Source organism: Streptomyces sp. TLI_053 (assembly GCF_900105395.1).
In the GTDB taxonomy this organism is placed as follows: domain Bacteria; phylum Actinomycetota; class Actinomycetes; order Streptomycetales; family Streptomycetaceae; genus Kitasatospora.
Map to the genome: position 1 here is coordinate 1,175,543 of NZ_LT629775.1, position 11,785 is coordinate 1,187,327.

General features: G+C 72.5%; 13 protein-coding genes and 1 tRNA gene. 5 read left to right on the forward strand and 9 right to left on the reverse strand.

Annotated elements, in window-relative coordinates:
- Nucleotides 1-70: 70 nt before the first annotated feature.
- A tRNA-Tyr gene (locus BLU95_RS04385) sits at nucleotides 71-150 on the reverse strand.
- A 350-nt stretch (nucleotides 151-500) separates the two neighbouring features.
- On the opposite strand from BLU95_RS04385, the gene BLU95_RS04390 reads away from it, so the two are divergent.
- The gene (locus BLU95_RS04390) at nucleotides 501-2,063 is read left to right on the forward strand and encodes an FAD-binding protein (RefSeq protein WP_093858787.1); all 1,563 of its coding nucleotides are present in this window, start codon (nucleotides 501-503) and stop codon (nucleotides 2,061-2,063) included.
- An 87-nt stretch (nucleotides 2,064-2,150) separates the two neighbouring features.
- Here BLU95_RS04390 and BLU95_RS04395 read toward each other — a convergent pair whose 3' ends face one another.
- Nucleotides 2,151-2,570 carry a GNAT family N-acetyltransferase gene (locus BLU95_RS04395; RefSeq protein WP_093858788.1) on the reverse strand — a complete coding sequence of 140 codons (420 nt, stop codon included), beginning with the start codon at nucleotides 2,568-2,570 and terminating at the stop codon, nucleotides 2,151-2,153.
- A 350-nt stretch (nucleotides 2,571-2,920) separates the two neighbouring features.
- Here BLU95_RS04395 and BLU95_RS04400 point away from each other — a divergent pair, with 350 nt between their 5' ends.
- Nucleotides 2,921-3,271: an ArsR/SmtB family transcription factor gene (locus BLU95_RS04400; RefSeq protein WP_093858789.1), complete on the forward strand. Its 351-nt coding sequence runs from the start codon at nucleotides 2,921-2,923 to the stop codon at nucleotides 3,269-3,271.
- 65 nt (nucleotides 3,272-3,336) lie between these two features.
- On the opposite strand, the gene BLU95_RS04405 is transcribed toward BLU95_RS04400, so the two are convergent.
- Entirely contained in the window at nucleotides 3,337-3,792 is a 456-nt protein-coding gene (locus BLU95_RS04405) for a carboxymuconolactone decarboxylase family protein (RefSeq protein ID WP_045943066.1), read from the reverse strand.
- A 124-nt stretch (nucleotides 3,793-3,916) separates the two neighbouring features.
- Here BLU95_RS04405 and BLU95_RS04410 point away from each other — a divergent pair, with 124 nt between their 5' ends.
- Nucleotides 3,917-4,561 (forward strand): class I SAM-dependent methyltransferase, encoded by a 645-nt coding sequence (locus tag BLU95_RS04410; RefSeq protein ID WP_093858790.1) that lies wholly within the window; start codon nucleotides 3,917-3,919, stop codon nucleotides 4,559-4,561.
- A gap of 11 nt (nucleotides 4,562-4,572) precedes the next feature.
- Here the strand turns inward: BLU95_RS04410 and BLU95_RS04415 are convergent, their stop codons facing one another.
- Both BLU95_RS04415 and BLU95_RS04420 read right to left on the reverse strand, forming a co-directional pair.
- The gene (locus tag BLU95_RS04415) at nucleotides 4,573-4,770 is read right to left on the reverse strand and encodes a DUF397 domain-containing protein (RefSeq protein ID WP_093858791.1); all 198 of its coding nucleotides are present in this window, start codon (nucleotides 4,768-4,770) and stop codon (nucleotides 4,573-4,575) included.
- A 13-nt stretch (nucleotides 4,771-4,783) separates the two neighbouring features.
- Nucleotides 4,784-5,635 carry a helix-turn-helix domain-containing protein gene (locus BLU95_RS04420; protein WP_093858792.1) on the reverse strand — a complete coding sequence of 284 codons (852 nt, stop codon included), beginning with the start codon at nucleotides 5,633-5,635 and terminating at the stop codon, nucleotides 4,784-4,786.
- 189 nt (nucleotides 5,636-5,824) lie between these two features.
- Here BLU95_RS04420 and BLU95_RS04425 point away from each other — a divergent pair, with 189 nt between their 5' ends.
- Both BLU95_RS04425 and BLU95_RS04430 read left to right on the forward strand, forming a co-directional pair.
- On the forward strand, nucleotides 5,825-6,151 hold the full coding sequence (locus BLU95_RS04425) for a hypothetical protein (RefSeq protein WP_093858793.1): 327 nt from the start codon (nucleotides 5,825-5,827) through the stop codon (nucleotides 6,149-6,151).
- Between the two features lie 160 nt (nucleotides 6,152-6,311).
- Nucleotides 6,312-6,689, forward strand: coding sequence for a nuclear transport factor 2 family protein (locus BLU95_RS04430; protein WP_093864631.1), 378 nt, complete (start codon nucleotides 6,312-6,314; stop codon nucleotides 6,687-6,689).
- 125 nt (nucleotides 6,690-6,814) lie between these two features.
- Here BLU95_RS04430 and BLU95_RS04435 read toward each other — a convergent pair whose 3' ends face one another.
- The 4 genes from BLU95_RS04435 to BLU95_RS04450 all read right to left on the reverse strand — a co-directional run bounded on the left by BLU95_RS04435 (nucleotide 6,815) and on the right by BLU95_RS04450 (nucleotide 11,744).
- Nucleotides 6,815-7,330 (reverse strand): DinB family protein, encoded by a 516-nt coding sequence (locus BLU95_RS04435; protein WP_093858794.1) that lies wholly within the window; start codon nucleotides 7,328-7,330, stop codon nucleotides 6,815-6,817.
- A 126-nt stretch (nucleotides 7,331-7,456) separates the two neighbouring features.
- Nucleotides 7,457-8,074 (reverse strand): GNAT family N-acetyltransferase, encoded by a 618-nt coding sequence (locus BLU95_RS04440; protein WP_093858795.1) that lies wholly within the window; start codon nucleotides 8,072-8,074, stop codon nucleotides 7,457-7,459.
- A gap of 189 nt (nucleotides 8,075-8,263) precedes the next feature.
- Complete coding sequence (locus BLU95_RS04445) at nucleotides 8,264-10,963, reverse strand: MXAN_6230/SCO0854 family RING domain-containing protein (protein WP_231978279.1); 2,700 nt, start codon at nucleotides 10,961-10,963, stop codon at nucleotides 8,264-8,266.
- A 241-nt stretch (nucleotides 10,964-11,204) separates the two neighbouring features.
- On the reverse strand, nucleotides 11,205-11,744 hold the full coding sequence (locus BLU95_RS04450; protein WP_093858796.1) for a hypothetical protein: 540 nt from the start codon (nucleotides 11,742-11,744) through the stop codon (nucleotides 11,205-11,207).
- Nucleotides 11,745-11,785 lie beyond the last annotated feature (41 nt).

Here is an 11,785-nt window from a genome sequence, read left to right on the forward strand (position 1 = left end):
CACCTGTTCGCCCGGGTGGGACGGACCCGGGCGAACAGGCTGCGGCAGGGGTGCCGCCGCGGTCCGAGGGTGGGCGAGGATGGATTCGAACCATCACAGCCGAAGCGGGGGCTTTACAGGCCCTTGGGCTCTCCCAGGCCCAGCTCGCCCTCGGTCGTCGGGATCCGTTCCTTGCCGTTCCTGCCGTTCCTTGATCCCGACACCTCCACTCTCCCCCGGGGCACCGGTGCCGGACAACCGGGTTTCCGGCCACCGGACACCCGCTCCCGAACCGCTCCTGACGGCCGTCCGCCCTGGTCGCGGGCACGTCGGGCGGGTCCGACGGGTGTCCGGATCCCTACCCCTGACCCCCTATGTGGTGTAGACCACTCTCCGCACTCCGGACGACTCGCACCGTCCGACCGGCCGTCACCGAACCGTTCCGCCCGCGACTGTTGCACGTGGGCGTACCGACTGCGATACAACACTGCTCATATGACGATTGATCGGAGAAATCTGGAATGAGCAAGTCAGCTCTGCCCCGCCGCAGCGTGATCGTCGGTGCGGCGGCCACCGTCGTCGGCTGGAACACGGTGAGCCGCTCCTGGGCCGTGGCTCCCACCCCGGACGCCTCCCCGGACGCCTCCCCGGACGCCTCCCCCGGTGCCGAGGCCACCGCGGCCGGCGCCGACGCCGCCTCCGGCACCGACACCCTCGCGGCGCTGCCGCGGCTGGACGGCACCCTGGTCGCCGACGCCGCCACCCTGGCCCGGTTCGACGGGGACTTCGGACACCTGGTGACCGCCGCCCCGCGCGCCGTGCTGCGGCCGGGCTCCGTGCGCGACGTCGCCACCCTGGTCGGCTTCGCCCGCCGTCACCGCATCCCGGTCGCGATGAACGGCCAGAGCGGCACCGGCGAGACGGCGGAGCTGGAGTCGCACTCCAGCTACGGCCAGGCCGGCGTGCGCGGCGGCGTGGCGATCGACTCCCGCGGACTGGACCGGATCATCCGGATCACCCCCGGTCGCGCCGTCGTGGAGGCCGGCGTCACCTGGGCGCAGCTGACGGACGCCGCGCTCGCCCAGGGCTGGATGCCGCCCTGCCTGACGGACTACCTGCACCTGTCGGTGGGCGGCACGCTGAGCGTCGGCGGCATCGGCGGCGGTGTGCAGCGCCACGGATTCCAGGTGGACACGGTCGAGTCGGTGGACGTCGTCACCGGCACCGGCGAGCTGGTGACCGCCTCGGCGAGCACCAACCGCGAGCTGTTCGAGGCCGTGCTCGGCGGCGGCGGGCAGGCCGGGCTGATCGTCCGCGCCACCCTGCGCCTGGTACGGGCCCGGGAGCGGGCGCTCGTCCTGAACCTGTTCTACGACGACCTGGGCGCCTACCTCGCGGACCAGAAGAAGGTGATGCTGGAGCGGCGGTTCGACCTCCAGGTCGGCGACGTGTCGCGCGACGCGGCCGGGACCGGCTGGCGCTACAAGGTGGAGGGCGTCGTCCTCTACGACGGCGCCGCCGCGCCGGACCGGGCGAAGCTGGTGCGCGGCCTGCGCTGCGTCGCCGCCGAGACGACCTTCACCGACCAGACGGCGCGCGAGTATGCGTACCGGGTCGACGCCTTCGCCGGGTTCCTGAAGGGGGCCGGGCTCTGGTCGCAGCCCAAGCCCTGGATGAGCCTCTTCCTGCCCGCCTCGACCGCCGGGACCTTCACCCGCGAGGCCCTCGCCCTGCTGACGCCGGAGGACCTGGGCGCCGGCCTGCTGCTCTTCTACCCGTTCCGCACCGATGTGTTCACCCGTCCGATGACGGTGATGCCGGACGAGCCGGTCGGCTTCCACTTCGACCTGCTGTCCTTCCCGTTCCCGGGCGCCGACCACGCCGCCGCGCTGCGGCGCAACCGCCGGCTGTACGACCGGGCGGTGCAGCTGGGCGGCAAGCGGTACCTGATCGGCGCGATCCCGGACGTCACGCACGCCGACTGGCGCCGCCACTACGGCAACCGGTGGGGGCGCGTGGTGGCGGCCAAGCACCGCTTCGACCCGGCCGGGATCCTCACCCCGGGCCAGGGCATCCACTCCTGACACCACGACCCGCGCGACCCGCCCGTCCGGCGGGCGCGCGGGCCCACCGGGCCGGACCGCACTCCTCCGAGGTCGCAACACCTCGGCTCACACCAGCCGGTGCATCCCCACCGAGGCCGGAGCCGTGCCCACGAACCCGTACTGGGCGTACAGCCGGTGCGCCTCGCCGTCGGCGATCAGCGACACGTACGCGCCCTTCTCCGCGCGCCGCTCCAGCTCGGCGGTGAGCCGCGCCATGATCCGCTTGCCCAGCCCACGCCCCTGGTGCTCGGGCAGCACGCACACATCGACGATCTGGTAGATCACACCGCCGTCCCCGACGATCCGCCCCATCCCGACCGGCGCGCCCCCGTGCTCGACGGTCACCCCGAACCAGGTGTTCGGCAGGCCGGCGGCCACCGCCGCCGCGGGGCGGTCGCTCATCCCGGACGCCGTCCGCAGCCGCCGGAAGGTCGCCACGTCGGGTACACCGACCCGCACCTCGTAAGGGTCATTAACGGTATTCATATATTACAGCATACCTGCCGGCCGTCCCGGTCCCGCTCCGCGGGTTCCCCATCGGGCAAGGAGGCGGGGACGGTGCAACCACGCGGGCGCCCCGGCGGGTCGTTCACGGGTATGAGCCCTCGCCACCACCTCCTCAGCAAGCTCGGCCCCACCCCGCTCCGGCGCGCCCTGGCCGCACTCCTCGCGTCCCCGGGGGCGGCCGCCGGCCCGCCTTCGCGGTCCGGCCGGACCGGCGCACCGGCCGGGGTCGCGGCACGGTAACCCCGCATCCTCGCAACCCGGCTTTCCCCGCGTCCACTTGGGACGACGGTGCGGGGCGGCCGGTGCACACCCCGCGTTACGGTGGGGCCATGAGCTACCGCCACCCCGACCGCGAGCAGATCCGGATCGAACACGTCCTGACGGCCCTCGGCAACCCCGTCCGCCTCTCCGCCGTCCGGGTCCTGAACGGCGGCGGCGCGCACAACTGCGGGAGCGTGCTCACCGCGATCGGCATCACCGCCAAGTCGACGATGACCCACCACTGGCGGGTGCTGCGCGACAGCGGCGTCATCCACCAGCTGCCCTCCGGCCGGGAGAACCTCCTCCGGCTGCGCCGCGAGGACCTCGACGCCCGTTACCCCGGCCTGCTCGACGCCGTCCTCTCCGGCGCCCACGACGACGAGCGCCACGGCACCCCGGCCGACTCCCCGGCCGTCTGACTCTCCCCGGGCCGCCCAGCCCGGGCCGACGGTCCCCGCCGTCCGACCCGGGCCGCTCCCCCGGCCTACCAGGTGTCCCCGGCGGGCTGGCGGGTGGTGGCGTTGATCCGGTTGAAGAAGTTGGTCAGGCTGATCCACAGCACCAGCGAGGCCAGCTGCTTCTCGTCGAAGTGCTCGGCGGCCGCGTTCCACACCTCGTCCGGCACCACGGCCCGGTCCGCGAGCCGCGTCACGTGCTCCGACAGCTCCAGCGCGGCCCGCTCGGCCTCGGTGAAGAACGGCGCCTCCCGCCACGCGGCCACCGCGTGCAGCCGCTCGTCGGTCTCCCCGTTCTTCTTCGCACTCGCGACGCCGCCCACCACGCAGTAGCTGCAGCCGTTGATCTGGCTCGCCCGCAGGTGCACCAGTTCCAGCACGCTCTCCGGCACGCCGCCCTTCTTCGCCGCCTTCACGACCCCGAGGATCGCCGGCATCGCCTCGGGAATCACCACGGCCGGGTTCGCCATCCGCGCGTCGGTCATGATCTGTCCTCTTTCCGTCCGTCCGGTTTCTCGTTCACTGCACTGACGCGCGCCGAGAGAGGAATGTGACAGCGTCGCCGTGTTCTCCTGCCACCGGCCTGCGGCCGCTGCGAGGATGCGCGCCATGAACGAGGACTCCGCAGCCGTCGCCGCGTACTGGGACGCGGCGGCGGCGGGCTTCGACGACGGACCCGATCACGGGCTGCGGGCCGAGCACGTCCGCTCGGCGTGGACCGCACGGTTGACGGCCTGGATGCCGTCGGGCCCGGCCGACGTGCTCGATGTCGGCTGCGGCACCGGCTCGCTGTCCCTGCTGCTGGCCGAGGCCGGTCACCGGGTCACCGGGGTGGACCTGTCGCCGGAAATGGTCGCCCGGGCCCGCCGGAAACTGTTCGACGCAGGGCTCGCGGGCCGGTTCCTGGTCGGTGACGCGGCGGCCCCGCCCACCGGCGGGGCCGCCTTCGACGTCGTACTCGCCCGCCACCTGCTCTGGACGCTGCCCGAGCCCCGGGCCGCCCTGCGGGAATGGGTGGCCCGACTGCGCCCCGGCGGCCGGCTGGTCCTGGTCGAGGGCCGCTGGGGCTCCGCCGGACCGTACGTGCCGGAAGCGGCACGCCACCCGTGGACCGGTGGTGTCGGCGCCCATGACCTGGCCACCGCCGTACGTCCGCTGGTCGCCGAGCTGCGGATCGAGCAGTTGGCCACCGACCCGGACCTGTGGGGCGGGCCGGTGAACGACGAACGCTACGCCCTGATCGCGCGCGCCTGACGCCGCGGCAGCTACTCCGCGAGGTGGTCGAACTCCCCTGCCTTGACACCCAGCAGAAGCGCCCGCAGCCGCCCCGGCGTGGTGGTGAGAACGGTGTCGGGCTCGTCGCTCTCCCGAAGCTTGACGGCACCTTCGGGCGCAGCCGCGAGGTAGAGGCAGTTGGCGGTGTCGCCACTGAAGGAGGACTTCTGCCAGATGTAAGCGGTCATGATTCTTCCCGTCTCAAATGCTCTGGGCGACACGGCGGATGAGGTCGCGAGAAGCGCCAGGTTCGAGCGCACTCGCTTCCAAACGATCCAGCACAGCTCGATACTTGATGAGCTGCGGTTCGGTGTCAATGAACTCGAATCTGTCCCCATCGACCTGAACGCTGTCCAGGCGCGCCACCTCGGCGCCGAAGTACACAATCGCCGCACCGGAGCTCGGGAAGCTCCCAGTGCCGAACGGGATGACCCGAAGGTCGATGTGGGGGTGCTCGCTCGCGGTCAGCAGGTATTCCAGCTGAGCCCGCGCAACCTCCGGTCCGCCGAATTCCATGCGCAGGGCTGTCTCATGGACGACAGCCGACAACGGAATCGGACTCGTGCCGAACAGGACGGCCTGCCGTTTGATGCGATGCGAGACCAGGTGCTCCACCTCGGGCGGAGACAGAGGTGGGACCACGTCGCGAAAGAGCGCGCGAGCGTGCTCAGCGGTTTGAAGAAGCCCTGGCATGTGAACCACCGAGGTGATCCGCATCGACACCGCATGGTGCTCGAGTTCCGCCAGGTCGAGCGCCCCGGCCGGAAGGATCTCGCGGTACTCGTCCCACCATCCACGCGTGCGACCACCGGTCATGCCGGTGAGCGCCTCGACCAGAGCATCGTCCGCACAACCGTAGAGCCGGGCCAGCGCCCGGACCCGGTCCGCGCTCACCGGGTATCCCCCGGATTCGATGTTGCTGATGCGGGACTGCTGGGTGCCGTGCAGTTCCCCGGCGCGTGTCACCGACAGACCCGCCTGCTCGCGCAACCGGCGCAGCTCCGCGCCGAGTCGCCGCTGCCGAATGCTCGGCGGGACCTTGCTGGGCGGCATTCGCTGCTCCCTTCCTTCGCGCACCACGGCCAAACCCTGGTCACCCTTTGGAGTGACAGCGCCATGGATTCCCTCAAGACGGTGGACTACATACTACCGACTGGCTACTTTTGATGATGCATCAGGGCTGTGGACTGCCGCTGGTGGTGGCAGCTCGGCATTCAACTCCCTCACAGGCAGGAGACTTCCATGCCCGCTGTACCCTCGCAAAACTCCCTCCCCTCCTTCGACGAGGAGCTGTGCGGACTCGTACTTGACACCGCACCCAGGCAATTCGCGGTGGTCCAGGTGTACGACGTCGGCGGCCAGGGCGCCGACGGGTGGGTCGCGGCCTGGGGGTTCGCCGACAGCGACGGTCTGACACAGCTCCTCGTCGTCGACGGGCGGACGCGGATGACACTCACCTCGCCCGAGCGGGCCCTCCGCCTGTTCGCGGGGCGACCGGGCCTCTCCGCCAGACTGGTCTGGCTCGCGCGACCGGGTACCGCCGCACTGGACCGGGCCGATGCCGCTTGAGCCGGAACGAGGCTGTGCCCCGCCGACCGGGCGGCGGGGCACAGCGGATCCCCCCACAGCATCACGAACCCCGCCTTGACGTTCGGTATCCGGAAGTCCTCCCTCGAGCCGACCACGTTGCCGACGAATGCCCACCCGCAACGGCTGGTATTACTGGGGCATGCAGGAAGAGACGGCACGCTCCGCGATCGACACTTTCATCTCCGCGTTCAACGCCTCGGACGACACCTATGTGACTGCCCTGCTCCCCCAAGCCCTGACCTCGGACGTGGTCTTCTGGGGACCGTTGGGTCGCAGCGAAGGAATCGCGGCGGTCGAGCGGTTCGTGCTGGACATCCGGCGCCACCCGGCGGGGGCCGGCACGATGGTGCGCTGCTCGGCGGTGGACATGCCCGACGAATGGGCCCGGTACCGGTGGGTCTTCACCACGCCCGACGGAGGTCCGCGCCTGGCGGGTACAGACGTCGTCCATCTGCGACGGAACCTCATCGACCAGATCATCGTCTTCGCGGGGGAGATCGAGCCGTCCGCCCCCTGAGCCGTCCTTCTTTCCCCGCCCACGGAGCAAGCGCCCACCAACCCGGCGCACCTTCCCGGTTAGAGCTCCGGGCAGGGCAATCGCACAGGAAGTCGGCGGGGCCGACGTCCTGTGCGCGGGTGTCACTAGCCGGTGGCGCCGTCGGTGAGTTCGCGGACGATGTCGAGGTGGCCCGCGTGGCGGGCGTACTCCTGGAGGACGTGGAACAGGATCCAGCCCAGGGTGGGGCGCTCGGTGCCGTCGTCGGGGAAGCGGCCGCCGGCTGCGGCCACGGCGGACAGGGGCGCTCCCGAGGCGACGGCCCGGGTGTGCTCGCCACCCGCGTGCAGCGCGGCGAGAAGGTCGGCAGCACTCTCCTGCGGGGTGACGTGCCAGCGGCCCTCCGGACCGCGGTCGCCCCAGGGGTCCGGGACCGGCTCGGCACGGAATCCCCATCGCAGCCAGCGCTGCTCCATGTGGACGAGGTGCTTGAGGAGTTCGAGCATCGTCCAGCCGGAGGGGAGGCAGCTGGTGCGCAGCTCCTCGTCGGACAGTCCCTCGATCTTGGCTCGGATCGCGGAGCGGTAGTGGTCGAGGTAGTCCAGCAACAGGGCGCCGGGGTCGGAGAGCTGCGTGCTCGGCTCGGGCAGGGGGGTGGTCATGGCGCCGATTCTGCCAGGGCGTATCGCATCTCCTGCCGCTGCGCTGCCGCCTCGCCGAGCTCCCCGGACTCCTCGGACCTCTCGGCCTCGTACCGCGAGTGACAGCCCGAGGGGCTGCGGCCGGTCCTACGGGTGGCCGCGGTGGCGCTGCCACTCGGGGGCGAGGATCGCCATGTCGTGGTCGTCCACCCAGACTCCGCCGTAGCGGAGCGCGTCGCGCCGGGTGCCCTCCAGGACGAAGCCGACCTTGGCGTAGGCCTGGCGGGCACGCGGGTTGTGGCCGAAGACGGTGAGCGAGATCCGGTGCAGCCCGAGCCGTTCGAAGCCGTGGCCGACGATCAGCCTGGTCGCCTCGGTGCCCAGCCCGCGGTCGCGGCCGGCGGCGGTGAGCGCGATCCGGAAGCCGCAACTGCGGTTGGCCGGGCTCCACCCGTTGAGCACGACCTCGCCGACACACCGGCCGCTCGCCCGGTCGACGACGGCCAGGTCCAAGCGGTCCGCCTGCGCGGCGCGGCTCCCGTACCAGTCCCGCATCCGGCGCTCGGCGTCCGCGTCCCACGGCGGGGCCGGCTCCAACCCCGGATCCCCGTCGGTGAACCGCCCCACCTCGACGTCGGTGAGCAGGTCGCGAAGCGCCGGCGAGTCCTGCGCGAGGTCGAAGGGGCGCAGCAGCACCCGCTCTCCGGTGAGCACGGGTTCGTCGGAGAGGTCAGGCTGCCGGAGGTCCGCCGCAGGATCGTTCACGGGGGCGATTCTGTGCGGGCGCGACCGTCCGGGCAATCGGTTTCCGCAGCCCCGGCCCCAGAGGCTCTCCGCCGGACTCGTCCGGCTCGCGCGACCCGGCGGCGCCGCACTGCACCGGGCCGAAGCCGCTTGATCAGGGGCCGTTCACGGTTCCGGGACTCGAGAACGATGAAATCCGCCCGGTCGGGGTCACCGCGCGGCGACCCCGACCGGCCCCGGTGCCAGACCCGCGACCAGGTCCCCTGCCGTCAGGCGCTCCAGGGCCTCCGGCGCGGCGTCGATCGGCCCCGGGTAGAGGCGGTACAGGGTGCCGGACACCTGCTCCGGCGCCGGGACGTCCCCGTCCACGAGCGCGACGAACGACCGTCGCCCGGCGAGGAGTTGTGGCAGGGCCGGCACAACTCCCCCGTCCTCGTCCCGGAGCGCACGCAGACGCTCCGCGAAGCCGCCGTCGTCCTCCCCCGCCCCGCGCCGCCAGCGCCGCAGCCCGCCGTCGAGCCCGCGCACCACCACCTCGTCCGTGCTCGCCGCCGCGCGGGCGGCGGCGAGCTCCCAGAGGGTGGCCCGGTTCTCCGGGGAGAAGTGGGCGAGGACGTCGCGGCTGAGGGCGCCCACCTCGGCCTGGTGCCGGTAGACGCTGTGGAAGCCGCCGTCCGCACCGGTGTTGAGGTCGGTCCAGGTGTAGCGGCGGTCGGCCAGGTCGACGATCATCGGCACGCACACCTTGGCGTCCCCGACCAGGTCCAGGCGCTGCCGGACGGCCCGGGGGTGGAAGTGCGGACTCCCCGCCGACGCGGCGCCGCCCAGGTCCATGAACCCGGTGAAAGCGTCGGTCAGTTGCTCGAAGGAGACGTCGTTGTAGCTGAACACGATCATCACCGCGTGCCGCGATCCGCCGGCGACCAGCCGCGCGAGATCCAGGTCCACGAACTCCGTTGCCCCGTCCGGCGGCGGTGCGGACACGTAGTCGCCGGAGTGCACGGCGGCCCGGTCGCCGTGCACCAGGTTGGTGTAGTCGCACAGGCCGGTGAAGTTCCACCGCTCGTCGTACAGCGCCACCGACAGGTCCAGGTCGACCCGCAGCTCCTCCGGCTGCATCCAGTGCAGGAACAGCCGCAGCCGCTCCCCCGCCGGCAGCCGCTGGCGGCTGCCGCGCGGCACGCACACCAGCGTTTTCGCGGCGGCGCGCTCGGCGAACGGCGCGACCAACTCGGTCAGCCCCTCGTCGAGCAGCGCCACCTCGTAGCGCTCGCCGTCGGCGCCGCTGCGGCGCAGCAGCTCGGCCTCGATCAGCTCCACTACCGGAGAGGCAACTTCGGTGGGTACCACCGTGCCGTGGTCCTCCCGGGCGTGGGCCAGCGACACCGTGCCGCGCGGGAAGTACAGGCGCCGCTCCCCCGCCGTCCGGGTGCCGCGCAGCGCGCCGTACGCGCCGAGCAACGGCCCGGGGGCGACCCGGGTCAGCGCGGTGGCGACGGTGTCCAGCCCGGACGCGGACAGCGGCGTCCCGGGCGAAACGGTGGCGTGCACCCGCAGGACGTGGTGCAGCCTGCGCACCAGCTCCCCCGGCCGCGCGGCCAGCGCCCGCAGCGCACCGTCCGTGTCCCCGGCGGCGAGCAGGCCCTCGACCCGCGCCGCGAACCCGGTGAACCCCAGCCGGGTCCGCTCGCCCGCGCTCACCACGTGCAGCGGCCCGGCCGGCGGTTCGGCGTGCTCCCGCCCCACCTCGTGGGTGCGCAGGTCCGTCTGCCGCAGCACCACGAACGCCGCGGTGACGTTGGGGAGGCGCCGCCGGAACTCGTACGGGTGCAGCAGTTCGCCCGCCCGCAGCCAGGCCGAGCGGTGGCGGCGCAGGTCCTCGACCAGGGCGGTCGGGTGCAGCCCCTCCAGGAGGTCGAGCAGGCCCCGGCGCAGCGGCCGGGACAGGCCCTTGAGCCGCAGCCGCCGGGCGGTCGCGGGCAGCAGGTCGGGCTCGGCGCCGGACCACGCCCAGAGCAGCCGCAGCACGTCGGTCGCGGTGTCGATCCGCTCGGCGAGTACTGGCAGGGCGTCCGTGCCGCCGCGCCGCAGCAGCGCGGCGAGCACGGTGGCCTTGGTCTCCCGGACCGGGATCTGCGCGGGCAGCCGCTCCGGCAGGTCCTCCGGCGCGTGGCCGAGCAGCGCGGTCAGGTCGTCGCGGTCCTGCGGGGACAGCGGGGTGCGGCGGGCCAGCAGCCGGTCCAACTCGCCCATCGCGGCCGTGACCTGGTCGGCCGTGATCAGCCGCAGCGGACGCATCGCCTGCTCGCCGCCGAACTCCTCGGCGGCCTTCCGGCCGATCCGGTGGTCCTCGGGCAGGTAGGTGCCGGTGTGCAGGGGCGTCCCGCAGGTCGGGCAGCGCTCGCCCCGGCCCTCGGCCGTCAGCCCGTCGAGGCAGCCGGCGCAGAGCAGGTGCGCGCACGGCGCGAGCGCGCCGATCCCGGCCTCGGCTCCCCGGCGGCCGCAGTGGGCGCAGGGCTGCCGGGGCTGGTTGAGCAGGAACGCCCGGATCTGCCGGGTGAAGAACAGCTGCGCGTGGTCGGGCACGGCGTCGGGGAAGCGGCGGAACAGCGGTACGTGTTCCCGGTCCGCGCCGAGCAGGTGGTCGATCCGGGCGAGCAGCCCGTCCCCGGTCCCGGCGAGTGCGGAGGGCGACAACCTGGCCAGTGCCGAGCGCAGTTCACTGGTGAGCAGGTATCCGCGCCGCGCCAGATCGGCGTCCAGCGCCACCAGGCCGCGGGTGCTCCACGGGTCGGCTGCGGGGAGGAGGTCACCGGGGGCGACGGCGACGGCGCCGCGCCGGCGGAGGAGGAAGGAACCGAGATCGAGGTCGACATCGCTGTCGAAGGGAGCCGTGATGGCTCGGGGCATGCGGAAGGACCCCCACGAACGTGGCAGAGAGGTTGAAGAAGCGGGCGGAGAGGGGGCGCGCTACAGGTTTCGGAGTGAAGGAGAAGGAAGCACGCCGCGGAGCCGCCCGCGTTCGATCAACCTAGCGGCACCCCGCCACCCGGCGCCACCGATTAAAGATCCGCGCCTCCGGGGCCCACCGGCCGGAGGCCGAGGCGGGCGGAACCGGCAACCGGCAACCGGCAACCGGCCCGACGGGCGGTCAGTGGTCGTCGGTGACCGCCAGGGCGTCGGCGATCAGGCGGGTGGCGAAGTCCTGGTCGTCGCCGACGATCCGGTTGATGTGCTCGGCGAGCAGGACGGAGGTCGCCTCCAGGGGGTTCATCTCGGCGCCGGTCCAGTCGCCGTACTGCGCCCGCCACAGGTTGGGGCTCAGGCCGGTACCGGCGGCGATGAGCAAGCCCGCCATGGTGGGGATGACCTCGGGGCGGAAGGTGTTGGGCATCATCCGCATCGTGGCCACCAGGGTGGGCACCACGTGCTCGACCACCTCCTTGTCGTGCCGCTCGCAGACGACCCGCAGCCAGTCCATGTACATGTAGATGAGCGTGCACACGCCTTCCAGCAGCGCGTCCGCCTCCGCGGGGCCCAGGGAGGCGGCGAACTGGTCGACCATCCGCTGCTGTTCGGGGTCGGTGCCGGTCCGGCCGTCGTAGATGGCCTTGAGCCGCGAGTCGATCACCATGAGCGCGGTGCTCACGTCACCGACGGGCGCGTTGGCGGGGTCACAGGGCGATGACACAGGATTCCTCCTCGGACGGACGCAGTGAGTAGCGTCGCATG